Genomic DNA, 24,366 nt, shown 5'->3' with positions numbered 1-24,366 from the left:
ATGAGCCCCGCATCCAAACGCATCGTCGTGGTTGGCGGCGGCACTGCCGGCTGGATGGCAGCCACGTCACTGGCCACGGCGCTACCGGGCAGCACGGTGCAACTGGTCGAATCGGAAGAGATCGGCATCGTCGGCGTGGGTGAGGCTTCGTTTCCCATGCTGCGTGACTATCACAAGTTGAACGGCATTGACGAGGCCGGGTTCTTGCGCGCCACCAATGGCACCTTCAAGCTGGGCATCGAATTTCGCGACTGACACGCCAAGGGCCACTGCTTCTTCCATACCTTCGGCAATTTCGACGACCTGACCGGCCCCGCCTGCCTGTGGGGTCAGTACCGCCGGGTAAACGACGCCGCCCTTGGCCCGCTGGGCGAGCAATGCCTTCCCAGCGTGATGGCCAGCCAGGGCCGCTTCGCCATGCCACCCAGGGAACACCCCAATCTGTATAGCTACGCTTATCATTTTGACGCCACCCTGTACGCAGGCTTCCTGCGCAACATCGCGCTTGGCAGGGGCGCGCGACGCACTGAAGGACGTATCGTCGAGGTCAAGCGCCGCGCCGACGGCGGCATCGAGCAGCTCAAGCTCGAAGATGGCCGCGTGCTGGCCGGCGACCTGTTTATCGACTGTTCCGGCTTCGTTTCGCTGCTGCTGGGCCGCGCCCTGGAAGAGCCTTTTGTCGATTTCAGCCGCTGGCTGCCGGTGGACCGGGCCTGGGCCGTGCCCAGCGAGCCGGACAGACCCGGGCTCACGCCGCACACCGTGGCCACCGCGCTCGAAGCGGGTTGGGCCTGGCGGATTCCGCTTCGCAACCGCATCGGCAACGGCTACGTGTTCTCCAGCCGTTATATCGACGAGGAGCACGCACGCGCCCAATTGCTCGAACAGCTGGAGGGACCAGTCCTGGCCGAACCGCGGCTGCTGCGCTTCATTACCGGTCACCGCGAGCGCTTCTGGGTCCAGAACGTGGTCGGGCTGGGATTGTCGGCGGGCTTTTTGGAACCACTCGAATCGACCAGCATCCTCCTGATCCAGCGCGGCCTGGCCAAAATGATCGAACTGCTGCGGCCAGGTGCGCGCCCCACCGCGTCCGCCGTTGCGGACTACAACAGGGGCATGACAAGGGTGTTCGAGCGCATTCGCGACTTCATCATCCTCCACTATTGCCTTACCGGGCGCCGCGACAGCGCGCTGTGGCGCGACGTGGCCAGCATGGAACTGCCGGAGACGCTGGCCTTCAAATTGCACGCCTGGCGCCAGACCGGCTGGCTGAACATGAACGGGGAAGAAGGTTTTGAAGCCACCAGCTGGCTGGCGATCCACGCCGGCATGGAGAGCTGGCCCGTACGCGCCGCCCCCGTGCTGGCCGAAGTGCCGCTCGCAGAGGCGTTGCACGCCCTGCACCAGAGGCGCGACCATTACGCCGCCGTCGTGGCAGCCATGCCGACCCACGAAGCATTCCTGCGCAACATGCTTGGGCGCTGAAGCGACATGCCGAGGCGGCCGCGCACGCCCTATGGTTTCGCTGGGCCGGACAGGCGCAGCATCAGCACGCTGTGCGGCGCCAGCCGCGCTTCCAGTTTGGTGCTGGTGTCGCCCGTCTTCTTGCTCCACAGGTCGGACCAGCGGTAGATAGTCTGCTTGAAATCGACCGACCGCTGGCTCAGGTCATCGACCAGGACTTGCTTCTTCCAATCATGGCGAACATCGGCAGCCTGGTTGGAGCGGTTCAGGAACATCAGTGCCCATTGGCCGCCATCGAGCGGCTTGGCATAGACTTCCAGTGGACCGTCGGCGAGGACGCGCAGCGCCTGCACACCCAGCTTGTCCTGGTTCACTGCGATCACGCCGGGATTGGTCAGGATGCGGCGGGTCGACTCGGACATGGAACGCAGGTCGTTGCCCAGGATGAGGGGCGAGGCCATCATGGCCCAGATCGACATATGGGCACGGTCTTCATCCTCGCTCATGCCGTTGCCCACTTCCAGCATGTCCATATCGTTCCAGTGGCCGGGCCCTGCGAACTTGCGCAGGCTTGCCTGCTTGTCGAGGATGCGCAGCACACCCAGGCCAGTCGAGAAACCGGGACTGAATTCGCAGTCGAAGCAATTATAGATATCGGGCGTGGTGCGCCACGAATGGGCGACCTTGCCGGCCCACTCCCACGGCTTGCTCATGCCCCATTCGCACACGCTGAACACCATCGGACGGCCCGCCTTGGCGATCGCGTCACGCATCGTGGTGTAGGCCGCTTCGGCGTTCAAGCCCGGGGAATCGCACCAGTCGTACTTGACGTAATCGATGCCCCAGCGCGCATAGGTCCGGGCATCCTGATACTCGTGGCCGCGGCTGCCGGGACGGCCGCCGCAGGTGGTCGCGCCGGCGTCGGAGTAGATGCCCAGCTTGAGTCCCTTGCCGTGTACATAGTCCGCCAGCGCCTTCATGCCGGATGGGAAGCGCTTGGGGTCGGGCTGGATGTTGCCGTCGGCGTCGCGCTGGCCTTGCCAACAGTCGTCAATGTTCACGTACTGGAAACCGGCGTCCTTCAAGCCCTGCTGGACCATGGCATCGGCGGTCTCGCGGATCAGGCGCTCGTCGATTTCGCAGGCAAATTTGTTCCAGCTATTCCAGCCCATTTGCGGGGTGCTGGCGAGGCCTTCAGACTTTTGCGCCCAGCTATTGCAGCAAGCGGCGATACACAGCAAGAAGCCTGACAAGAGCTGCGCCGTACGTTTGGTGTTCATTTCGAATCCTATCACTATGTGGATGTAATAAAAGGTACTTCACGGATTATCGGAAAAGCCGACGTCTGTCGATAGCGGCTGCGTTCGCCGGGTCTGACCCTTGGGTCTGCCCCAGGTTTACCGGGTCGTGCTTAGATCACCAACGAAATCTCAACCGCGGCGTCACGCGTCAAAACCGGTAAATCGGGGTCAGACCCAACTGCGATAAACCTAAAAAAAGAGGCGGCCGGAGCCGCCCCTGAAACTGCCGCCAACGCGGCAGGAGAGGATGGACGGTCCATCGCGCCTACGTCGCGATCGACCACATGTCGGGACAGCGAAACGACTTAGTACGTGTAGCGCAGCGCCAGGCGATAACTGCGGCCAGGTTCGAACCAGGAGCGGGTCATGTTGCCGATACCCTGCTGTTGGGTCTGCTTGACGACGGTATCCAGGAGGTTACTTGCGTTGAAACTGGCCTGGATATGATCGTTGAACCGGTAGTCGAACCCGAAGTCCAGCTGTCCAGCCGCTTCCTGCCAGGTCGGCAAGCCCCAGCCCACGTCCCGCGGATAGGCCGTCTTGCCATCGACAACCGTGGCCCGGGTCGGATCGGCACTGGTGGCGTCCTGGCCCTGCGTGCCGTTGACGGACACGCCCTGCAGGAAGCGGCCGCGCCAGCTGTACGCCAGGCGCATCGACATCGCCCCCCGGTCGTACATGAGCATCCAGTTGTAGGCGTTCTTCGACAAATACTGCAAAGGCATATCGGTGAACGGCATGCCATTGGTGTCGCAGCCAAGCAAGTTCAAGGAACTGTTGTTGAACGAACTGGCGGCCGGGCAGTACTGCAGATTGTACGGGTGGTGCAGCGTCTGCTTGCTCTTGATGTAGGTGTAGTTTGCCGAGACCCCGAAGCCCTTGGCCCATTCCGGCATCACGTTCGCCAACATTGGCACGTTATTGAAGTAGGTCTGGCCAGCCAGCTCCAGTCCGGTCACCTTGCCGTCTGCCGCATTGTCCGGCGCGGTGATCATGAAGGTTTGCGGATTCCCGGCCAGGTCCTTGTAGTCGCGGGTATAGGCCGAGCGCATGATGATGTCGGTCACCCGCTTGTGGAAAAGCGCGCCAGTCAGCGACGTGCCGTTGCCTGGATACCATTCGAGCGTCGCGTCGAAGCTGTCGGCCTTGGTCGGCTTCATGTGGACGTTGCCCTTGTTTTCACCCCTGTAATTGACGGTCTGCACGGCGCCGCCAGTGGGAGCAAGAATGACCTGCTGCTCCAGCTTGATGTACTCGTTCAGGTCGGCAAAGCTCGGCCGGTACATCGACTTCGCGAACGCGAAGCGCGTTTGCAGCTGGGGCGTAACTTCCATTTTCAGGTTAACGCTGGGCAGCAGGTCGAGGGAGCTGCGGCCTTCGACGATCGGTTCGTCGATCTGTCCGAACCGAGGCACCGACGGCAACGAGCCGGCGCCGTAGACCGGCTTGAAGACGGTATAGCCGCGGGCCCGCGTGTTGGTGTGGACCACGCGCAGGCCCGCGTTGCCTTCGATCGGGGAGCGCAGGTCGTCGAAGCCGAAACGCGTCATCAGGTAGGCGGCCTCCGTTCTCTCCGACTGGCGGGAGGTTTTGGCCGGGTCGCCGTCGAAGACGAGCGGCTTCCATGGGTCCGGTATGTTCGAGCAGTCATTGTTGGTATTGGACTGCGCGTTGCCCTGCTCGCATTGAATCTTCATGATCGCACTCGCCGCCTGCGCGTAAGCATTGGGGTAGTCCTTGACCGCGGCGAGGCTCGGCACCACCAGGGCGCCCGGGTTGGGGATCTTGCCGTTGAAGAAGTTGTCGAAGGTGTAGAGGTTCGTCGGCACCAGCGCCGCGACCCGGGGATCGCTCAGGTAAGTGAAATTGGCGCGCGAACCCCAGGTTGGTTCGTCCGTGGTGGCGGCCGGCTGCCCCGGCGTGGACGAATTCCTGACTTCCCATGGCCTGGCGATGCTGTACCATTGCGAGCCGCTCGCTTCGACCCGGTTCGCCGTACGCTTGGTCAGGCGCACACCGAAGCGCACGTCGCGCATGACAGGATGGTCGAACTTGAAGCGCACGTCAGTCTTCCATGCATACAGGTCGGCGTCCGCCTTCTCCCTGACCGGCCCAAACATTTCCAGGTAGTAGTTGGCCGGATTCCGCAGGAACGCTTTCGCCTTGTCATCGAAGGTAATCTCCCCGATATTTTTGCTCAGGTCGATATTCATGCTCGGCACGAACGTGGCCAGCGTCATGTTGCTGCCGCTGTTCTTGTTGGTGGCATGGACCCATTGCAGGTCGTTCTGGACCGACCACCGCTCGTCGATGTTCCACTTGACGTTCCAGGCGATCTCGCGGGTCTGCGAGCGCCTGTCGTTATAGGTTTGGTTGGAATTGAAACCCAGTCCCCCGTCCACGAAATTATTCGCGCCGCGGCCGCCAATGGGATAGGTGTACCGCGCCGACTGCAGGATTCCCTTGCTGTCGAATACCGGATTGATGAGCGTGGATTTGTAGGCGTCCTCCACACCAGTGAACAGGGCGTTCTCGGTGCCGGTTTCCTTGTAGCCGGAGTGGAAATAAGTCAGCGCGGACGTGGCCCCATCCTTCTTCCATTGCAGCGCCGCATACGCGCCGACGCGGTCGGTCTTGCTAAGGTTGCTGCGCCACGAGGCCGATTTCGGCACCCACACGGTTTGTCCGGCGACGATGTCGGTACGCGGAAAGTATGCGTCGACCTGCACCGTGTCGTTGTGGGCATTGCTCTCGTTGGCGGACAGGTTGAGCAGCGCCCCCCATTGGCCGAAATCGTTTTCCCAGCGTTTCGAGACCAGGCCGGACAGGGCCGGCGAGGTTTTCGAGCCGAGCTCGTTGTAGTTCACGTAGGTCGACGCCGCGAATTTATCGCCCTTGTAGTCGAAAGGCAGCGCGGTGCGCAGGTCGACCTGGCCGCTGACGCCGCCTTCGATCAACTCGGCCGGCGGATTCTTGTGCACCACCACCGCGGACATCAGTTCCGCCGGAATGTCGCCCCAGCTCAGTTCCCGTCCCGGCCAGCCGGCCGAAAACGATTCGCGGCCGTTCAGGGTGGACGAACCCCAAGTCAGGCCGCGCACCGAAATGCCGGAGCCCTCGACCGAAAAATGCTCCGGGTCGCCGCGCGAGCGGTTGCGGTCCATCGTCACGCCGACGACGCGCTGCAGCACCTCGGTGATCGACTTGTCGGGCAGCTTGCCGGCCTCTTCGGCGACGACGCCGTCGATGACCTCCTCGGCATTCTGTTTGAGCTTGGCGGCCGACTGCATCGCCGCGCGCTGGCCGCTCACGACCACGGTCACGCCCTCCTCTTCCTTCGAAGCCGGCGCCGATGGGGACGATTGCGCCTGCACCGCGCCGCTATGGAACGCCGCGAGCTGCGCCGCGGCGAACGCCAACGCGGTCATCTTCAAGGGGTTCCGCTTGGTCATCTCTTCGATTCTGCTCATTGTCTCCATCCTCTTGAAATCATGTTTTTCTTTGGCTGCCCGCCGCGCCGCACCAGGCCAGCAAACGGTCGCGCCCTCACTGGAAGGTGATCGGCCCGGACAGCGTGATCGTGGTCGGGTAATTCGGAGCGGGGGCGGTCGGACTCGGGACTTTGAAGTTGCCGACCGGCGAGGCGAACCTGATCGCGACGATCGGATAATCCTGCAGCTCGAACCAGGGGTTCAGATCCGTCAACTCGCACGAATCCGCGACCGTGAAGTCCCGGAGCTTGAGGCTGTAGTTCGCCGGGGCCGGTGAGCTTGGCTTGAAAGTCGCCCGCAAATGCACGTTGCATTTGTCGTTGTTCGCTTTGCGGTTGAAGTGGCCGAGGATCAAGTCGACTTCGACCTGGTTATCGCCCGTGGCGAACCATTCCTGGTTCTGCGAGAAGTTGAACTTCAGCGCCGCCTGGGCATCGATCCGCACGCCGTCCGGCGTGTCCTTGGTCTCCAACAAATTCGTCACGTGGGGCGCGTACAGGTCTATTTCCGACCAAACCCTCCACCAGCGTCCGTCGGTATAGGGCTCGTTCTTATAGGTGTAGGTATTGCTGATGCTGCTGCCGTCTGCCGAAACGCTTACATCGCACCAGCCGTTACACCACCAACCGGTCTCGCTGCTGCCGCCACGCGGGTCGCCTTTCCCATCCTCGCTGGTGGTGGTTGTGTTCTTGTAGCCGCTCAAGAACTTGATTTCAGGCGAAAGCGCGCTACCGATCGGCATGGTCTTGACTACCTTCACCGACTCGTAGATATCGCCGCCGTCAATAGCGGCGGTGACGGTGCACAGCCCATCGGCGAGCTTTTGCAGCGTGGTTCCACTGACCGAGCACACCGTCGGCGTGCTGGTGGTAAAGACGGGGACGAAACCGGCCACGCTCGACTCAGCCACCAGTTGCAACGGCTGCGAGTCCAGCGGCTGCGCCCCCGGGTTACGGAAGAAGATTGCTGCCGGCCGCTTGGGGATGACGAAGAGTTGGCGCTGCGTGGCCGGGGCGTAGCCGTTGCCGCCGACCTGGTTGGCGTTCACCGAACACTCGCCTGCTTTCAACAGCGACAGCGTGTCGCCGCTGACGGTGCAGGTGCCCGGTGTGTTCGACACGTAGGTGATAGGCCCGCCCGAACTGGCAGTGGCCTTCAGCGTGATCGTCGCGACGGTCGGGGGAACCGCTACCGTCTCCCCGCCCGGGAACGGGAAGGAAACCGATTGCGCCATCCCGCCTTCGCCGCCACTGCCACCGCCACCGCCACCGCAGGCGGCCAGCAGCGTGGCGCAGCCCAACCCGATAGCCGTATACTGGAATCTCATTTGGTGTCTCCTAAGGATTTTATGCGTCTGCTCTGTTGCGTTTGCTAGGGCTTGCTTGTCACCGGCACCGCGGCCGAAAACGTGGGGCGTAAGACGGCCGTGAGGTGTGCATTAGCCCTCGACCGCTTTCGCTGCGAACGGCGCCGGCTTGGCCGGATTGAGGTCCTGCCTGTCCAGCAAGTCGGCGGAGTGTATCCCGAAAATTGCGGCAAAAATACCTGCTGAAATGGGGCGCGGCCTGGCATAACGGCCGCGAATAAAAATAGCTGCACGGCGAGTATCGGTACTCGTGCAGATTTTGCTATTGATCTCTTAACGGTCGCCCGTTCGATCGGCCCAACCACCTGGGGCGCCGCGGCCGCAACGCCGTCGCCGCACGACGGATGCAAGGAAGTGCAGCATCTATGCGACTATCTGCACCTTTGTACTATCTTCACCATTCGCGCTATTCCGGCCCGGCGCGCGGGAGCAGCACGCACACCGATTTACCTTAAATTTCGGGAGAAGTCGGGCGTCGCACGCGAAGTGCTGCGCGAAGCCTGGCAGCGCACGCGGAGGGAATGGAAGCATTGTGGCGCTATGCGAACGCAGGCGCTGGCGGGGACATCCGTGAACGCGGCTGCGCTCAACGCAGCCGGCGGAATAAAGGCTTATAGCGCGGGTTCCCGCGCCTCCTTCTTGCACGCATCCCGGAATGCCTTGGGCGTGCATTGGTATTCCTCCTTGAAGAGCTTATTGAAATACGAGGAATTCTTGTACCCGACCGAATAGGCGATTTCCGCAATGCTGGCGCTGGTGTTTTCCACCAGTAGGCGCGATGCTTCGGTCAATCTGAGCTTGTTCAGGTACCCAATAAAGGTGTAGCCCATTTCCGCCTTCAAGATGTCGTTGACCTTATTACGGTTGACGCCGGTTTCCGACACCACGGTTTCCAGATCGAGTTCTGAATCCGCATAACGTGTCGCCAGCAATTTCAAGATGGCCGACTTTCCCTTTTCCCTGTGCGGCTCCAGCGCCAGCTGCTGGTACGCCACCAACGGCAGATCTTTCTGCATCCGCCCCTGCAGGTCGTTGGTCAAGGCCAGCGCGTACTGCCTGATGAACCAAAACCCGAAAGCAGCCCAGCTCAGTACCAGGAACGCGGCAAGGAAATATAAGTAGCCGTACTTCCGGTCGTGCATTTCAATACCCGCGATTTCGATACGCGACGGGGTGCCGACACGGCTGGCATTGCTGGTGCCGACTTCGATCTGCGCTACCTTATCCAACGAGTAGCCCAGGTCGGACGGATTGAGTTTGTTCATGTCGACCCACCATTCTGGAATGGCCAAATGCGCCAGATCGAGTTCGACGCGGGCCCCGTCCTGATTGCAGTTGACGTATGCCAGTGGCGAACGGTACGTCATCAAATCGCCCGGCTTGGACAGCTTGTCATCGAACGTGGCCAAGCCGACCCGTATGGTCCCGGCGGGGAAGCAGCGCGCCTCGAAACTGATCTTGCCGAACCTGGACCAGTCGAACAACGCCGGCCTGCCGTTGCGGTCCGTGAAGAACAGGCCGCTCGAAACATAAGGGTGGGGATTGCTGCCTGATAGAACGAATTCCATGATCAGGCGCGCCGCATCGACCCTCGCGTGAAGGTTGGTTGTCGCGTCGTTGGTGCTGTGCGTGCGTAACTCCCAGGAAAAGTCTTCTTGCTCAAACAACGCGACGCTGTGATAGCTGCGGCTGACGCACAGATACCCGATCAGAATGCTCACGCCGAGAAGCAGGACCAGCCGAAACAGTGCCTTTGAATATAACGCGTGCATATAGATCAAATTTGATGTCGGACAGCAGCGAAGCCGCAAGACACGTGCGGCGGTAGTCGTCAGGTCTCGCAATGTACAACATGTCGTGCCGTCTGTCACCGCGATGCTGTTGCGTGCCGCAGACGGATGTCCAATGGCTCGATTGGCGAGAGTAAATCATTGCTGCCATCGGTGATTTTCATAATTGTCTTGTCCCTCCTGATGAATCACAATCCTTGCTTGCGGGCTCGCCCCACTGACTCGAGACATGATGCGACTACTTCCAATCACTGCCATGTTGGCGGCGTTTCTGCTCTGTGCGCCAGCCGTTTGCCTCGCCGAAGCAAAACAACGTCTGATTGTCCTCAGCGATATCGAGGCGGATCCCGATGACAGCCAGTCGCTCGTGCGCTTGCTGCTATACGCCAACCAGATCGATATCGAAGGCATCATCGCCACGACCTCCACGCACCAGAAGTCGCATATCGCACCCGAGTCCATGCGTGCGATCATCGATGCTTACGGGCGGGTACAAGCCAATCTGTTGAAGCACGAACCGGGCTTTCCGAAAGCGGAGGCGCTCAAAGCGGTGGTGCGCTCCGGCTCGCAGCACTACGGCATGCAAGGTGTCGGCGACGACAAGGACTCGCCGGGATCGGACGCCATCATCAAGGCCCTGGAAAAAAACGATACGCGGCCGCTATGGGTTACGGTGTGGGGCGGTGCCAATACGCTTGCTCAAGCGTTGTATCGGATTGGCCACGACAGGACGCCGGAACAGGCCGCTCGCCTGGTGAACAAGTTGCGTGTCTATACGATCTCCGACCAGGACGATTCCGGCATCTGGATGCGCACCCGGTTTCCCGATCTGTTCTACATCGTTAGCCCCGGCGGGTACGGCAATGGCACTTGGACTGGCATCCACGCGACAGAACCGGGCTTCGACAGCACGGAGGTAAGCAACAATTGGCTCGCCGCCAATATTCAACAGGGGCATGGACCACTGGGTGCGATATATCCGGATGTTGCTTTTGGCATGGAGGGCGATACGCCATCCTTCCTGTCCTTGATACCAAACGGTTTGAACGCCCCCGAGCATCCGGACTGGGGCGGCTGGGGTGGGCGCTACGAGTTGTACACGCCAGCGTTGGAGAATACCGACCCGAAAGGCTTCACCGGCGACGTACCCGTATTGCAAGAGCCGCGTGCCATCTGGTCCAACGCCATCGATAGTTACCGACCGATGGTCTACAACGACTATGGCCGCAACGTACACGCCCACGACAAGGCCTCCACCGGGTACAGAACCACCGTATGGCGCTGGCGCAAAGACTTCCAGAACGATTTCGCCGCAAGAATGGATTGGACCACCAAGCCATACAAGGCAGCGAATCATCCGCCAATCGTCAAGCTTGGCCACGAGGAGCGGCTCACCGTCAAATCCGGCGAAAGCTTCATGCTGAGCGCCGCCGGCAGCTCCGACCCCGACGGAGACAGCTTGAGCTACCTGTGGTTCCAGTATCCCGAAGCCGGCAGCTGCAAGGACCAGATCAAGCTGGGGTTCGCGGAAAATCATCACACCGTTTGGGGGCAGGCGCCTGTGGCAACCCGGCCCAAGACCGCCCACTTCATCGTGAAGGTTATCGACAAGGGGAGTCCGGCTCTGACGCGCTACCGACGCGTTATCGTCACTTTCGTCCCGCCTGGCCAGTAAGCCGCCCGAAAGGCACAAGTGAAGACCTGCTCTCAAAGCTGTACAAACATACCAGCATGGCCATTACGAAGAATCTCGCTCAGCGCCTCGTACTCCGGGTGCTGCAGTTCGTCCCACAGCGCCCGGCAGCGCTCGCCGAGCCAAGTGTTCAATTCAGCGAGAGAACCGAACTGGCGATCCTGGGCTTCGACCCAAATCCGGCGCCGGCTATCCTGCACGTTCTTCTCCACCACGCCCTTTTCCCAGCCAGAGGCCACGTTGCAGAAATCGGGCTCGAACAGGTAGTGCGCGGACATGACGGTGAAGCGCGAGTTGACCACCCGGCTCTTGCCTTTCTGGACCTTGTCCACCGCCGTTTTCATATTGTCGTAGATGCCGCGCCGGGCCACGCCGCCCAGCGCCGCGAACGAGCGAGTGTGGGCGTCGAAGAGCATCTCGTGTCCCTGACTGGGATAGGCCACCAGCCAGAAGGCGCGGCTGGCGCACAGCTTCATGTGCGACACCTGCAGACGCCGGTAGATGCCGCCGACCACCATGCCTTCCTCGCTCCAGTCGAACTGGAACGCTTCGCCCAGCTCGAAGCTGAGCGGGACGAAAGCCTCGGCCGCCTTGCCTTCGCGACCACGCCATTCCCGGATGAAGTCGGTAACCCGGCTGTAGCTGCCGGCGTAGCCTTGGGCCCTGAGTTGGGCGAACAGCGCTTTGCCGGTACGCCGGTTCTGCTTGTTGCGGTGGGCGTCAGCCTTGAGCGCCTGCTCCAGCGTGGCGTGGAACTCGCTCAGCTTGGTGGGTGCCGATTCTCGCCGATAGCGCGGCGGTGGCGCGTCTTCCGGCTTGCGTAGCCACTTGCGCAGCGTGTTGCGGGACAGGCCCGTACGCTTCGCGATCTCATGCAGCGACAGCTTGTCGCGCAGGTACATCCGTCGAACTTTAGCTAACATTTCCATGGTGATCACCTTGTTATCTCCTGCCCAAGAATTAGGCGGGAGTAGTAGAACACCTAGGTCAATTTTCAGTCGGCATCAGCCCTCAAAGTGGGTCAATTTTCGGTCGGCGGCAACAGACGTTGAATGGCGAGGAAGCTCTCCAAGTACTAGATGAATTAGACGAGAGGTTAGGAAAGTGATGGAACTATGGATTTGTGCTGGTGTGGCATGGATTTTCGCGATGTTTATGTCGGTTCATGTGCTCCGTTCTGATCGCCAAGGCGCGAAGACCTCGGGTCACATCAGGATCGCGCGATTCGTGCTTTATGCAATCGCCGGCGCGTTCACTGTGCTTTCGCTCGCGAAGTGGGGCAGATTAACTTTCAGTATTTCCGGACGCCGAAATTGTTGAAGAGCTTCGCGACCCAGTAATTGACGGAAATATTGTTTCGGTAACGCGAAAGTCCGGCGTAAGGGCTCGGTATACGCTTTCGAAGCTCTAATGCCGAACTTCGGCGTTGGGGCCAGGCCGTGTGAAAACGCGGCTGGACGCCATCGGTGTGGCGACCAAGTGGAAATTCAGTTCTTTCTCCGAGGTATCGAGCGCTTCGAGAGCGGCATGGTCGTCGCCACGCTTCTCAAGGTTGCGGTGATAGAAACGGCTGAGGCGCCGCGAGAGGCTCTCGGCGCGGTCGGAACCGCCGGCGTCGGGGTCATCAAGGTGCCGCTGCGCGCGCAGGAAGTCCACTTTCACCAGCGACTTGAGAATTGCCGCACCGCCGGGCTCCTTGCCTAGTGGTAGCGGCTCGTAGTCGGCCTCTTTTGCCCGGTAGCCGATAAAGGCACGCTCATCAAGTACATAGTAGCGGAAAGTGTATTCCTTGCTCAGTTCCTTGGCGAGGTACTTCGTCAGGCTTTCTGGCCAAGGCTTGTAATCGCTGGCCTCGACACTCGCCTCAACCTCATCCCCCGCACCCGCCTCGGCGGCAGGTTCACTGGCTGCTTTGCGCTTTTCGGCTAGGGCGATTGCCGCGTTGTTGGCCTTCTCATGCAATTCACGGAATCGTCGGACGAGCTCGGAGGCATCGCGCGGCTCGAATGCCACACGGATCCCGACACACTTGCCATCCCATTCGGTGCTCGGAAGAAGCTGCATCGCGGTGACGAGGTCATCTTCACCAACGCGGAACCAGAGATCCAAGAGAATGGACGGCAACCTCTTGTGCGATTCATCTTCCTCTTCAGCCGTGTTGCCGACGGCGTCAATTTCGCCCCACAGGGCCGCGCTGAAGTCGAAGAGCTCGAACTTTTTCGCATCACCCCGAAGCATTGAGTACAGCCCCTGGACGGCAGAGGTCTTCCCGCTATTATTGGCACCGACGAAGATGGAAATTTCGTCATCGAGTTCAATGACAACGTCTCGCAGGCGACGATAGTTCTGCAGCCGGTACGCCTGCAGTTTCATTATGTTCTCCCTTTAAGTTGTCTTCACGGGATGCAGCGTACTGCAGCAGATAGTACTGATAAGTGAAAGCGCTTTCGTCGCTTCGACGCATGTTGCAGTCAACAATAGCAAATTTTCCACACGGAAAACTCACGCATTGTCACATTGAGCATCAACATCCGCATGCGGCGGACAACTGAATCGGAACCCCAACACACCTGACGCATCGTGTCTGGTCAAGACTGAGTTAGTGCAGATAACTAGTGGGCACCTCGAATAACTGCGGAATTTTCGGCGCCGGTAAAGAAAAAGTCGGCATAGAGCGCCGGGGCGTCGTCGGCAGCGCCCCTTTCGGAGTTTTTCACGTCCGCCGGTGCCGTTTTCGACAACGCGGACGGACTTCGGGCGTTAGAACGCCTCGATGCGAGCCTCCTTCAGGTAGGAAAGACGCTGCAAGTTATAGACGGCGGCCTTCCAGTTCAGATGCAGCGTGGCGCGTGCCAGGCCGATCGAACGCATCACTTTGCCGCCCATCTGCGCCAGACCGGCAAATACATGTTCGACGCGGGCGCGCGGCGAAGCGATCCGCCGGTTGCGTCGTTCTTGCGCTTCCGACAGCGGCTTGCCCTTGTGCCCTTTGCGCTGGATATGCACGCGCCAACCCTGGCTGCGTAGACGGGCTTCGCGCCCGCCATCGACATAGCCTTTGTCGGCGTAGACATCGCGGCTGGTGTTGGTCGGATCGAGTACATCATCAAAATGCAGGGTGTCGTGTTCGCTGGCAGTGCTGATCTTGATTTTGCGGATCAACTTGTAGCGCTTGTCGGCGTTGGCCGAGAGCTTATAGCCAAAGTAGGACTTGCCATGCTTCTTGGTCCAGCGCGCATCGGTGTCCTTCTGACGGCGCTTGGCCGGCGTCCAGTCGGCAGGCATCGCGTCTTGTGCCACGATGCCCCTTTCCTCTTTATCCATTGATTGCTTGGGTACTTGCACAAAGCTGGCGTCGATCATCTGCCCGCCGCGCGCGATAAAACCGTGCTTGGCCAATTGGCGATTGACTGCCTCGAAGATGCTCTCGCTGGCACCAGCCGCGATCAGACGTTCTTTAAAAGTCCAAATCGTGGTCCGGTCCGAAATCTGGCTGCTGCTGCGCAAGCCGACAAAGCGCTGGTAGCTCAGGCGGTCAAGCAGCTGGAATTCCATCTGCTCGTCGGAGAGGTTGAACAATTGCTGGATCAGCAGCACCCGCACCATCAACTCGGTCGGGAACGGTGGGCGACCGCCGCGCTCGCGGCCTGGACGTGGTGCTGCACGGTCCACTTCGGCGGCCAGTGCCTGGAAGTCCACATGCTGTTCCAGCACCTGCAGCGCATCGCCAAGCTTGTTCAGCTTCGCTTCTCGCTCTTGATCGGCAAACAGGCTGATTTTGATCATCAAATTCGGTTCAGATCGAAGGAGTCAACATCATGCCATCAACGGGGAGGTTTTTCGAGGCGCCCTAGTGTCAGGTACAGTTAGGATTAGCACATATAAATGCGTGCCCTTCTTTTTAGGAATTCCATCTGTGAATGGCCGTTTCTTCGCTATGGTTTCCTTGATTTCGCATGCGCATCGTCGCTATCCCAGCCGAACGAGATGCGATCAAGCAAACATGCGAGTTTTCTGAAGAAGGTGGAATAACTTGCAGAGTCGAAACGATCAATATTATCCAGCAAGAACTGTCGCACCAGCTCGGCATCGAAGCGTTCTTTAGGCAAGAAGGCCAAGAAGATCGCCGCTTTTTCTGGCGGATTTGTGCTTATTATTTGAGCAGCATCTTTATGCTTCTCTGAACGAAGAAACGCTTTGGCATAACCCGAGGACGCGTAACTTGCCAGCGTTGGCAGTATGTGCTTTTCCACTTTGAACTGAGAGGCCGCATATTCTTCAGCACTCGATATCCCGCATCCCTTGAGGTACCTGAACACAGGCACGTAAGTCGCGCCCTTGCCCAGGGAAGGCACTGTATTCATCAGTATCTTCTGGGCGTCGAACTTTCCTTCCGCGCTCAGCACATCCTTGAATAGGTCAACCATTGATATCGCCTGGTATCCGATCTCATTGGTTCGTTCACTTGCAACTCCGACCCCCACGACGAATTGAACGTCTTCCTTCTTTTCAATTTTATCGATATCAACCACGCATAGTTTGGCCTCAGGAGTACCCGATTTCACAAGCTCGTAAAGCTGCTCTTTACACAACCTCAACACACGAGCTGGAATCCTTCGCTTAACCTGGTCCAATGCCTCATACATTGGAACAAAGCTCTTCGATTTGACAATTGTAATCGGGATCTGACCTCCATCGATCGTCAAATATGTTTCGCTGTACTCCCCGTCCTCTTTATCCGAGCGCTGTAAAAAGACCAGATTGTTCTGCAACTTTTTAATATTCTCCGGACCCAACACAGCTACGATCGATTTGAGCAGCGCCGCAATATTGCGGTCAGTCAAGGAGTATCCGATAAAGACGATGGGATGCTCGACAAACAATGTGATGAGTTTTGCAGCGAGATATGGATTCTTGCTTTCGAAATCTTCATAGTCCTCGCGAGTTAGAATCAAGGATGCCGCACGTGTGGATGATCCATGAATTTTGTAGATCTCAGCGATCGACTGCGGGTTCGAGAAAAGGAGTTCCGACTGCCCAATGTACACCTTATAGTCGGGGAACAATTTTTCGAGCAAAAGATCCCAGTTCGTTGTGATAATACCGTCCACGTTAAGCTTGGACAGAAGCTCAATCTCTTTTCGATATTCGGAGGCCATCAAATCTGACAATGAGATCGAATTCAAGTAGTTGCTGATCTCAATCCTTAGTGCAGACGTCTTATCCCTTACCTTCGCCTTGTTACGCTCGCGGCTCGCCTCGTACGCAGGGCTATTCCACCACATCTCGTGAAAGTCCTCTGCCATTGCAGAAGCGGCACCCGCAAGATCACCGTTCGCGGAAGCCAAATAGTACTCAAAACTCTTTATATTGGTGCAGAACTTCCGAAGCAATTCCTCCCAACCTTCAAGCCCGAGATAACGTCGGGAAAAGCCCGAGCCTATAAACAGAAATGGTGTGGATGGCGCGGCCTGAAAATGCGCGACAAGTCTTTCTTTCAAATTCACGTGTGTCCCAAATGAGAAGATTACGAAGCTGGCGACGACCGGCTGTAGTGCAAAGCAAAAGCCTAATTTAGGCTGGCATATTTTGCAAGCTAACCGGCGGACGATACGAACTGAATCGGTCGCAGAGGCAAACCGCGTCGCGCCTGGTCAGGAGCCGATCATAATTCGGTTTCAGCGTCTCTCGTGAAGCCGCCGGTGCACACTAATAGTCCAACGTCATCGCCTCCAACAATGCGAGGAAGATCTCAATCCGTCAACGCTAACCGATTTCTACTACCGCTTTACCTGCACTTTAACGCGAGGCGGACGAGTTCCAAGCGCGTCCGGACGAGCGAGAATGTCTACTCCACCATTCTTGCCAGATGGCGAAACCCAGCTCACGTTGACATCGCTCTCAGCAAGTCTGTGATCAGCTCCTGAAAATCATACGGACTCATTGAGTGAAGATATTGCGAAATCTCCGCCCACGTGTGCTCTTCTGCCTCCTCGACCGAGCGCACGCACTGCACGACCCCGAGTTCGTAAGCGATGTCACCGTGCTTCTTCATTCTATGCGCGAGAGGCAGCGAACATCGAATCGAAAAAAGTGGTCAAATCCACTTTTCCACACTTTTTCCACACCAAACAAAAAAGGCCTGCGACGTGAATGCGCAAGCCTTTGATTTGATTGGTGAAACTTGGTGGGAAGTACAAGTTTCGAACTTGTGACCCCTGCAGTGTGAATGCAGTGCTCTACCCCTGAGCTAACCTCCCGAAGTGGCGCTATTATAGACTAGGGTTGCGCCAAACACAAGTTCCCTTGACTGCCTTGTCCAGGCCGTCCAGCAATGCGATGTGCTCAGCTTCTTCGGTTTCACTCGCGCGCAGCACAATGACGTCGGCCAAGGCGATTTCCGCCATGGCAATACCGCTGCCCGATTCCTCGATGACGATGTCCATGCCCAGGCTGTTCTGGCCACGAGTCATTGCCAAATAAACATCAGCCAATAACTCCGCGTCCAGCAACGCGCCGTGCAGTTTGCGGTGGGCGTTGGAGATGCCAAAGTGTTCGCACAGTGCATCCAGCGAGTTGCGTTTGCCAGGGCGCATTTCCTTCGCCTGCACCAGCGTATCAATCACACCGCCGATGTGGGAGTCGAACGTCGGCAGCTTGAGCAGATTGAACTCGTGGTTCAAGAAACCCAGGTCGAATGGCGCATTGTGGATGATGACTTCGGCGCCCTGGATATACGCGCGCAGGTCCTCCACTACCTCATGGAAGCGCGGTTTATCGCGCAAAAACTCAGTGGTCAGGCCGTGAACGGCCAATGCGCCCTCTTCCGAATCACGCTCAGGATTGATGTAAACGTGGAAGTTATTCCCGGTCAGCTTGCGCTCAAACAGCTCAACGCAGCCTATTTCAATGATTCGGTTACCCTGTTTAGGGTTAATGCCGGTGGTTTCGGTATCGAGGACGATTTGACGCATAAATTGACGAATAAGTTCGTAGCAAGCGGCGAAGTATAACAGGCCTTATTTGCGGCGGACCGATTCCACGCCCAGGTTGGCCAGTTGGTCGGCGCGCTCATTGCCCGGGTGGCCGTTGTGACCGCGCACCCAACGCCAATCGACGGTGTGCAGGGCTTGCGCTGCGTCGAGCGCCTGCCACAGGTCGGCGTTCTTGACCGGCTCCTTGGTTGAAGTCTTCCAGCCGCGCGCCTTCCAACCGTGGATCCATTCGCTGATGCCCTTCTGGACGTACTGGCTGTCGGTGTGCAGGACCACCTCGCATGGCCGCTTCAGGGCTTTCAGCGATTCGATTACCGCGGTCAGTTCCATGCGGTTGTTGGTGGTATTCAGCTCGCCGCCGAACAGTTCTTTCTTGGCGTCGCCCGCGATCATCAGCGCGCCCCAGCCGCCCGTGCCGGGATTACCTTTGCACGCACCGTCCGTATAAATCTCTACTTTATCCATCGAATCTTTCTTTGTGTTTGTTGGTGGCCGGGACGGGTACGCCCGCCTTGGCCGTTTTCTGTTTCCAGGCCGGGCCGATCAGGCGCATGCCTTTCACGCGTTTGATCGCCTGAACCATGTACACCGCGCCAAAATATGGCCAGTAATTGGGGCCGGCGCGGTCCATGAAGTTGTAGCGCGCCAGCCAGCGCTCGGTGCGGCAGGCAGGCGCATAGCATCCCAGGTGCGTGTGGCTGACACCCATATTCAGCAATTTTAGCCAGTCTTTGATGCGCGGCATGGATATGAACTCACCTGCTTTGGGCAGGTAATGCGATCCGGTCAGGCGCCCGCTTAACTGGCGCAAGCCCCACAGGCTGGCCGGATTGAAGCCGCAGACGATGACCTGTCCCTCCGGGATCAGCACCCTTTCCACCTCGCGCAGCACCTGGTGCGGCTCGGCCGAGAATTCCAGAACGTGCGGCAGCACGACCAGGTCCATGCTGTTGGTGGCGAATGGCAGCTCTACGCTGTCCAATGTAACAGCCACCGCACGGCCACTGCCGGACTGGCGCGGGCGCAGGCGGATGTCAGCCAGCCATTGGTGCGGCATGCGATTGGCCGCCAGCGCGTCGATCTGCGGCATACCAATCTGCACGGCGTTGAAGCCGAAGATATCGGCTACCATCTTGTCCAGGCATGCCTGCTCCCAGGCGCGCACATATGCACCCGGCGGTGTTTCAAGCCATTTGTCGAACGCTATAATGGATTCGTCGGATGTTGCGCTATCCATGCATTCCCTCTATTGAGCCCATGAGCAAACCTGTTTCCGTCCTGACCGTCCCCGCTTTCAAGGACAACTACCTATGGCTGGTCCACGATGGCCGTAACGCAGCAGCAGTCGATCCCGGCGACGCGGCGCCTATCCTTGCCGCCCTCCGCCAGCACAGCCTGACGCTTACCGCCATTCTACTCACCCATCACCATGCTGACCATATTGGGGGCGTGCCGGGGCTTTTGGCCAGTTTCCAGGTACCGGTTTTCGGCCCGCGCCATGATGGTATCGCAGCCGTGACCGTGCCGCTGGGCGAAGGCGACCGGGTGCAGGTTCCCGGGCTGGACTTGTCGCTGCGCATGCTGGATGTGCCGGGCCATACGCGCGGCCATATCGCCTATGTCCGCGATGGCGCCGTGCCTTGGGTATTTTGTGGCGACACCCTGTTTGCCGGCGGTTGCGGGCGCCTGTTCGAAGGCACTCCAGAGCAGATGGTCAGTTCGCTCGGCAAGCTGGCAGCACTGCCGGAAGCCACCAAGGTGTTCTGCGCCCATGAATACACCTTGTCCAATCTGCGTTTCGCCAGTGCGGTGGAACCTGGAAATCCAGCCTTGGCCGCCCGGGTGGCCGCCGATACCGCGACCCGCGCGCGCGGCGAGCCGACCGTGCCAAGCACCATCGGCCTGGAACGCGCCACCAACCCTTTCCTGCGTTATCGTGAGCCTGAAATCGCCGCCCAGTTGCGTGAAGCCGGCAAATTGCGTGGCGATGAGCCGCCGGTTGCCGTTTTCGCTGCGCTAAGGGAGTGGAAGAATACCTTCTGACCTAAGGAGTTCTATGCAAACCGTCCGCATGTACGTTGACCCCATCAGCCCTTTCGTGTGGCTGGCAACCAAGCAGATTGCCCGCATTGAAGCGGCGGGCGTGCAGCTTGAAATGGTTCCTGTGTTGTTTGCGGCAATGCTGAACAAGCATGGCTTGGTGGGACCGGCGGAGGTGCCGGCGAAACGTGTTCTGACTTTCCGCGACGTGATGCGGCAGGCATCTGCGCAGGGGCTGGAATTTGCGGGGCCGCCGGGGCATCCATTCAATCCATTGCCTATGCTGCGAATGGCAACGGCGATTGGCGGGCGGTCGGAACGGATCGCGTTCGTCACTGCGGTGATGGCGGCAACTTGGGAGCTGGGCCAGGATGCGCAGGATTTCGAGGTGCTGGCGCGCGTGGCCCGTGATTGCGGACTGGATGGCGAGGCGCTTGTTGCTGCGGCGGGAACGCCTGAAGTAAAGGCGGAACTGGCGCGTGCAACCGAGCAGGCCATCAACGATGGCATTTTCGGCGTGCCGAGTTTTGTTTATGAGGGCGAATTGTTCTGGGGCGCGGACCGGATCGAGAGCCTGCTGCGCAGGATAGCTGGCCATCGTATCGATGAGGCGCGCTTGCAGGAATTTCTCGACAGACCGCCGCTGGCTTCCCGTCAAAACCGATAAAACATTCGGGGTCTGACCCTTGGGCCAGACCCCGGTGTACCGGTTTAGATTTCCTCGTACAGCGGCAGCGTCAGGAACTCTTCAAACGCTTCCGAAGTCGACATCTTCTCGAAGATCTGCGCAGCGCGATCGTATGCCGGGGTAGCGCCGTCCGGAGCCGTTGCTTTCACCTTTGGCAGTTCTTCCGGAATCATGGCACGCACCATGTCGGCAGTGACTTTGCGGCCGTCTTCCAGTACGCCCTTCGAGGAACGAATCCACTGCCACACCTGCGAGCGTGAGATTTCAGCAGTCGCCGCATCTTCCATCAGGTTATGAATCGGCACGCATCCGTTGCCATTCAGCCAGCTACCCAGGTAGTGAATGCCGACGTTGATGTTGTAGCGCAGGCCGGCTTCGGTGATCGGCGCTTCCGGCTTGAAGTCCAGCAGTTCGGCAGCGGAAACTTCCACGTCCGGACGCTGCTTGGAAATCTGGTTCGGGGCATCGCCCAGCACTTTCCTGAACTCGCCCATCGCCAGTTCCACCAGGCCTGGGTGAGCCACCCAGCCACCGTCATAGCCGTCGGTCGCATCGCGCGCCTTGTCGTTGCGCACGCCGCCCATCGCCACTTCGTTCTTTTCCGGATCATTCTTGATCGGGATCAGCGCAGCCATGCCACCAATCGCCGGGGCATTGCGCTTGTGGCAGGTCTTCAGCAGCAGCAGTGCGTAGGCGCGCATGAAAGGCGCAGTCATGGTGACCTTGGCGCGATCGGCCAGGCAGAAGTCCTTATCCAGCTTGAACTTCTTGATGCAGCTAAAGATGTAGTCCCAACGGCCGGCGTTCAGGCCGGAGCTGTGCTCGCGCAGTTCATACAGGATTTCATCCATCTCGAAGGCAGCGAGGATGGTTTCGATCAGCACGGTGGCTTTGATGGTGCCTTGTGGCAGGCCCAATTCATTCTGGGTCATCACGAAGATATCGTTCCACAGGCGGGCTTCCAGGTGCGATTCCATCTTCGGCAGGTAGAAATATGGGCCGGCGCCGCGTGCCAATTGCTCCTTCGCGTTGTGGACCATGAACAGGGCGAAGTCGAAAATGCCGCCCGAAACACGCTTGCCATCGACGGTTACATGCTTCTCGTCCAGGTGCCAGCCACGCGGACGCACTACCAGGGTGGCGGTCTTTTCATTCAGCTTGTAGGACTTGCCGTTCTGTTCCAGCGAGATGGTCTTGCGGACCGCGTCCTGCATATTGATCTGGCCGGAGATCTGGTTGTCCCAGTTCGGGCTGTTGGAATCTTCGAAGTCGGTCATGTAGGAATCCGCGCCGGAGTTCAGCGCGTTGATGACCATCTTGCGGTCGACCGGGCCGGTGATTTCCACGCGGCGGCATTCCAGTGCCTTGGGAATCGGGGCGATTTTCCAGTCGCCGTTGCGGATATGGGCCGTTTCAGGGAGGAAGTCCGGACGCTCGCCGGCATCCAGGCGCTTGGCGCGCTCGACGCGCTTGGCCAGCAGCTCCTGGCGGCGCGGTTCGAATTCGCGGCTCAGCTTGGCTACCAGGGCCAGTGCTTCCGGGGTCAGCGCGCGTTCGAAGCCTGGCTTGATTTCACCTGTGATTTGCATACCTGCTGGCAGAGTGATGCTCATAGTCTTTCTCCGTGATTGATGATTAGTGTTGTGATTCGATGTTTTCCAGTATATTGACTAAAAACATAGAGAAACAAGACTAAAAAGCACTTCATCTGTGCGTTTTAGTCATAAATGAGGTCTTATGGGTCAGTTCAGGCAAATCTCCACCTTTGTAGAAGTGGTCAACCGCGGCAGCCTGTCGGCGGCAGCTCGCGCGGAAGGCATAGCGCCCGCCGTTATTGGGCGCCGCCTGGACGCGCTGGAGCAGCGGCTCGGCGTCAAACTACTCCAGCGTACCACGCGCAAGCTGGCGCTGACGGACGAAGGCGCGGCCTTCCTTGAGGATTGCCAACGCATCCTGGTCGACCTGGAAAGCGCGGAAGCCGCAGTTGCAGAACGTAGCGCACGCGCCACGGGGCACCTGATGATTTCCGCTCCGGCTGGCTTCGGACGCCTGCATGTCGCGCCGCTGGTCCCTTCCTTTTTAGCGGAACACCGTGACGTTGCGGTGACATTGAACCTGAATGACCGCGTGGTGGATTTGATTGGCGAAGGGGTGGACGTGGCGATCCGCATTGCTTCGATGTCGGATTCCAATCTGGTGAGCGTGAAGCTGGCAGATAACCACCGCGTGGTGGTCGGTACGCCGGCCTATCTCAAGCGCCACGGTGTGCCGAAGACGCTGGACGACCTGTCCAGGCACAACTGCATGACCATCAGCAGCGAAGGCAGCCAGCGCGGCTGGACTTTCCGCGAAGGCGACAAAAACGTGACGCTGAAAATTGCGGGAAATATGAGTTGCAACGACGGCGCGGTGCTGCACGACTGGGTATTGGCTGGCAAGGGCCTGGCGTGGCGCTCGATGTGGGAAGTCGGTGCTGATATTGAAGCGGGCCGATTAAAACCTGTGCTCAACGAATATTCAGCGCCAGGGAACGATATTTACGCCGTATTCGCGCAACGGCGCCACCTACCATACCGCATCCGCGCTTTCGTCGATTTCCTGCGCCACACATACGCCCAGCCGGGCTATTGGCGCAAGGGCTGAGGCCGTGTCACACTTGGGGTGTGACCCCAGGGAGTCCAGGGAGTGACACGAGCTGGGGTGTAAGGGCGAAAAAGTGAAAGGGCGAAAAAAAATCCTCCGATTCGGAGGATTTTTTATCGTTTTGATCCGTCTCGATTACAGAGGCTGGATGTTCGACGCCTGCTTGCCTTTTGGGCCGGAGGTCACGTCGAAGGACACGCGTTGGTTTTCCTGCAGCGACTTGAAGCCGGCGCTTTGGATAGCCGAGAAGTGAGCAAACAGATCTTCGCCGCCTTCATCAGGGGTAATGAAGCCAAAACCCTTTGCGTCGTTGAACCATTTTACGATACCAGTTGCCATTACAATTCCTATTACAGTTAAATGAGCTTTACGCCCGTGATACCGTTTGAACCCAGTCACCTGAATCTAAACGATCCGCCATTATACCGAAATACCTGCTAAAAGCACGTCGCAATGAAAATTAATTCACTTCGTGCCCAACAGGTCCCGAACATGTATGACTAACTATAGACAAGATTTATCAATCTTGTTTGATAAATATCAATCGTGCGCGGCAATTTTCCCTGCGCCAAAATCCTTGTCGGCCCATTGCAACAATGTATGAATGGCAGCTTCAATGCCGAACCACGGCGCCCCTGCTTCCAGCACGCCGCGAACCATCTGTTCGATGCGGCGCGCTTCGTCGCCCAGCGGGGCCAGGCCAAACGATCCGGCGGAGCCGGCCACGCTGTGCAATGCGTGGTGCAATTGCTCGATGTGGGAAGGGATCAGGCTGCCCTGGCATAGCACCAGGGCGTCGCGGATTGCAGCCATGCGTTCGGGAACGCTGGCGGCATATTTGTCGCGCAGGACTTGCAGCCGGTCGTGGAAGGCAGGGTCGACCGGCGTGGCCATG

17 protein-coding genes, 1 tRNA gene and 2 pseudogenes are annotated in these 24,366 nt (G+C 58.9%); 5 read left to right on the top strand and 15 right to left on the bottom strand.

Going from position 1 to position 24,366, the window contains the following annotated elements; all coding sequences use genetic code 11:
* Positions 1-1,485, top strand: a pseudogene (locus ASD58_RS27835) (tryptophan halogenase family protein).
* 29 nt (positions 1,486-1,514) lie between these two features.
* Here the strand turns inward: ASD58_RS27835 and ASD58_RS27830 are convergent.
* The 4 genes from ASD58_RS27830 to ASD58_RS27815 all read right to left on the bottom strand — a co-directional run bounded on the left by ASD58_RS27830 (position 1,515) and on the right by ASD58_RS27815 (position 9,343).
* Positions 1,515-2,744 (bottom strand): glycoside hydrolase family 27 protein, encoded by a 1,230-nt coding sequence (locus ASD58_RS27830; RefSeq protein ID WP_057265333.1) that lies wholly within the window; start codon positions 2,742-2,744, stop codon positions 1,515-1,517.
* Positions 2,745-3,070: 326 nt separating this feature from the next.
* A complete protein-coding gene (locus tag ASD58_RS27825; RefSeq protein ID WP_162253070.1) occupies positions 3,071-6,235 on the bottom strand; it encodes a TonB-dependent receptor in 3,165 nt (1,054 codons plus the stop codon).
* A gap of 76 nt (positions 6,236-6,311) precedes the next feature.
* Positions 6,312-7,583: a hypothetical protein gene (locus tag ASD58_RS27820; protein WP_156401528.1), complete on the bottom strand. Its 1,272-nt coding sequence runs from the start codon at positions 7,581-7,583 to the stop codon at positions 6,312-6,314.
* A gap of 650 nt (positions 7,584-8,233) precedes the next feature.
* Positions 8,234-9,343 carry an AraC family transcriptional regulator gene (locus tag ASD58_RS27815; RefSeq protein ID WP_156401527.1) on the bottom strand — a complete coding sequence of 370 codons (1,110 nt, stop codon included), beginning with the start codon at positions 9,341-9,343 and terminating at the stop codon, positions 8,234-8,236.
* Positions 9,344-9,641: 298 nt separating this feature from the next.
* Here ASD58_RS27815 and ASD58_RS27810 point away from each other — a divergent pair, with 298 nt between their 5' ends.
* A complete protein-coding gene (locus tag ASD58_RS27810; protein WP_057265325.1) occupies positions 9,642-11,087 on the top strand; it encodes a nucleoside hydrolase-like domain-containing protein in 1,446 nt (481 codons plus the stop codon).
* A 77-nt stretch (positions 11,088-11,164) separates the two neighbouring features.
* On the opposite strand, the pseudogene istA reads toward ASD58_RS27810, so the two are convergent.
* The 8 genes and pseudogenes from istA to ASD58_RS27770 all read right to left on the bottom strand — a co-directional run.
* A pseudogene (gene istA / locus ASD58_RS27805) lies at positions 11,165-12,034 on the bottom strand (IS21 family transposase); the annotation flags it as partial.
* A 478-nt stretch (positions 12,035-12,512) separates the two neighbouring features.
* On the bottom strand, positions 12,513-13,478 hold the full coding sequence (locus tag ASD58_RS27800) for an AAA family ATPase (RefSeq protein WP_229210126.1): 966 nt from the start codon (positions 13,476-13,478) through the stop codon (positions 12,513-12,515).
* 387 nt (positions 13,479-13,865) lie between these two features.
* Positions 13,866-14,891 (bottom strand): IS5 family transposase, encoded by a 1,026-nt coding sequence (locus ASD58_RS27795; protein ID WP_057265323.1) that lies wholly within the window; start codon positions 14,889-14,891, stop codon positions 13,866-13,868.
* A 149-nt stretch (positions 14,892-15,040) separates the two neighbouring features.
* On the bottom strand, positions 15,041-16,612 hold the full coding sequence (locus tag ASD58_RS27790; RefSeq protein WP_057265321.1) for an SIR2 family protein: 1,572 nt from the start codon (positions 16,610-16,612) through the stop codon (positions 15,041-15,043).
* A 678-nt stretch (positions 16,613-17,290) separates the two neighbouring features.
* A tRNA-Val gene (locus ASD58_RS27785) sits at positions 17,291-17,365 on the bottom strand.
* Between the two features lie 12 nt (positions 17,366-17,377).
* On the bottom strand, positions 17,378-18,079 hold the full coding sequence (dnaQ, locus tag ASD58_RS27780) for a DNA polymerase III subunit epsilon (protein ID WP_057265319.1): 702 nt from the start codon (positions 18,077-18,079) through the stop codon (positions 17,378-17,380).
* 45 nt (positions 18,080-18,124) lie between these two features.
* Positions 18,125-18,565 (bottom strand): ribonuclease HI, encoded by a 441-nt coding sequence (gene rnhA, locus ASD58_RS27775; protein ID WP_057265318.1) that lies wholly within the window; start codon positions 18,563-18,565, stop codon positions 18,125-18,127.
* Positions 18,558-19,337, bottom strand: coding sequence for a class I SAM-dependent methyltransferase (locus tag ASD58_RS27770; RefSeq protein ID WP_057265316.1), 780 nt, complete (start codon positions 19,335-19,337; stop codon positions 18,558-18,560). The genes rnhA and ASD58_RS27770 overlap by 8 nt, the downstream gene beginning before the upstream one ends.
* Positions 19,338-19,357: 20 nt before the next feature.
* Here ASD58_RS27770 and gloB point away from each other — a divergent pair, with 20 nt between their 5' ends.
* Entirely contained in the window at positions 19,358-20,143 is a 786-nt protein-coding gene (gene gloB / locus ASD58_RS27765; protein ID WP_057265314.1) for a hydroxyacylglutathione hydrolase, read from the top strand.
* A 13-nt stretch (positions 20,144-20,156) separates the two neighbouring features.
* Complete coding sequence (locus ASD58_RS27760; protein WP_057265312.1) at positions 20,157-20,807, top strand: 2-hydroxychromene-2-carboxylate isomerase; 651 nt, start codon at positions 20,157-20,159, stop codon at positions 20,805-20,807.
* Positions 20,808-20,851: 44 nt separating this feature from the next.
* Here the strand turns inward: ASD58_RS27760 and aceB are convergent, their stop codons facing one another.
* Positions 20,852-22,441: a malate synthase A gene (gene aceB / locus ASD58_RS27755; protein ID WP_057265310.1), complete on the bottom strand. Its 1,590-nt coding sequence runs from the start codon at positions 22,439-22,441 to the stop codon at positions 20,852-20,854.
* A 124-nt stretch (positions 22,442-22,565) separates the two neighbouring features.
* On the opposite strand from aceB, the gene ASD58_RS27750 reads away from it, so the two are divergent.
* Positions 22,566-23,471 carry a LysR family transcriptional regulator gene (locus ASD58_RS27750; protein WP_057265308.1) on the top strand — a complete coding sequence of 302 codons (906 nt, stop codon included), beginning with the start codon at positions 22,566-22,568 and terminating at the stop codon, positions 23,469-23,471.
* Positions 23,472-23,606: 135 nt separating this feature from the next.
* Here ASD58_RS27750 and ASD58_RS27745 read toward each other — a convergent pair whose 3' ends face one another.
* Entirely contained in the window at positions 23,607-23,810 is a 204-nt protein-coding gene (locus ASD58_RS27745) for a cold-shock protein (RefSeq protein ID WP_057265306.1), read from the bottom strand.
* Positions 23,811-24,011: 201 nt separating this feature from the next.
* Positions 24,012-24,365 (bottom strand): Hpt domain-containing protein, encoded by a 354-nt coding sequence (locus tag ASD58_RS27740; RefSeq protein WP_057265304.1) that lies wholly within the window; start codon positions 24,363-24,365, stop codon positions 24,012-24,014.
* Between the last annotated feature and the right edge of the window lies 1 nt (position 24,366).

Source organism: Duganella sp. Root1480D1 (assembly GCF_001427305.1).
In the GTDB taxonomy this organism is placed as follows: domain Bacteria; phylum Pseudomonadota; class Gammaproteobacteria; order Burkholderiales; family Burkholderiaceae_D; genus Rugamonas.
This window is presented reverse-complemented; position numbering and strand designations above follow the sequence as displayed.

Bases quoted from the DNA above. Each gene is read 5' to 3' on its own strand.
- aceB (WP_057265310.1), bottom strand. From the start codon at position 22,441: ATGAGCATCACTCTGCCAGCAGGTATGCAAATCACAGGTGAAATCAAG.
- ASD58_RS27795 (WP_057265323.1), bottom strand. From the start codon at position 14,891: ATGATCAAAATCAGCCTGTTTGCCGATCAAGAGCGAGAAGCGAAGCTG.
- ASD58_RS27830 (WP_057265333.1), bottom strand. From the start codon at position 2,744: ATGAACACCAAACGTACGGCGCAGCTCTTGTCAGGCTTCTTGCTGTGT.
- ASD58_RS27745 (WP_057265306.1), bottom strand. From the start codon at position 23,810: ATGGCAACTGGTATCGTAAAATGGTTCAACGACGCAAAGGGTTTTGGC.
- ASD58_RS27825 (WP_162253070.1), bottom strand. From the start codon at position 6,235: ATGAGCAGAATCGAAGAGATGACCAAGCGGAACCCCTTGAAGATGACC.
- dnaQ (WP_057265319.1), bottom strand. From the start codon at position 18,079: ATGCGTCAAATCGTCCTCGATACCGAAACCACCGGCATTAACCCTAAA.
- ASD58_RS27800 (WP_229210126.1), bottom strand. From the start codon at position 13,478: ATGAAACTGCAGGCGTACCGGCTGCAGAACTATCGTCGCCTGCGAGAC.
- ASD58_RS27770 (WP_057265316.1), bottom strand. From the start codon at position 19,337: ATGGATAGCGCAACATCCGACGAATCCATTATAGCGTTCGACAAATGG.
- ASD58_RS27820 (WP_156401528.1), bottom strand. From the start codon at position 7,583: ATGAGATTCCAGTATACGGCTATCGGGTTGGGCTGCGCCACGCTGCTG.
- ASD58_RS27750 (WP_057265308.1), top strand. From the start codon at position 22,566: ATGGGTCAGTTCAGGCAAATCTCCACCTTTGTAGAAGTGGTCAACCGC.
- gloB (WP_057265314.1), top strand. From the start codon at position 19,358: ATGAGCAAACCTGTTTCCGTCCTGACCGTCCCCGCTTTCAAGGACAAC.
- ASD58_RS27760 (WP_057265312.1), top strand. From the start codon at position 20,157: ATGCAAACCGTCCGCATGTACGTTGACCCCATCAGCCCTTTCGTGTGG.
- ASD58_RS27810 (WP_057265325.1), top strand. From the start codon at position 9,642: ATGATGCGACTACTTCCAATCACTGCCATGTTGGCGGCGTTTCTGCTC.
- ASD58_RS27740 (WP_057265304.1), bottom strand. From the start codon at position 24,365: ATGGCCACGCCGGTCGACCCTGCCTTCCACGACCGGCTGCAAGTCCTG.
- rnhA (WP_057265318.1), bottom strand. From the start codon at position 18,565: ATGGATAAAGTAGAGATTTATACGGACGGTGCGTGCAAAGGTAATCCC.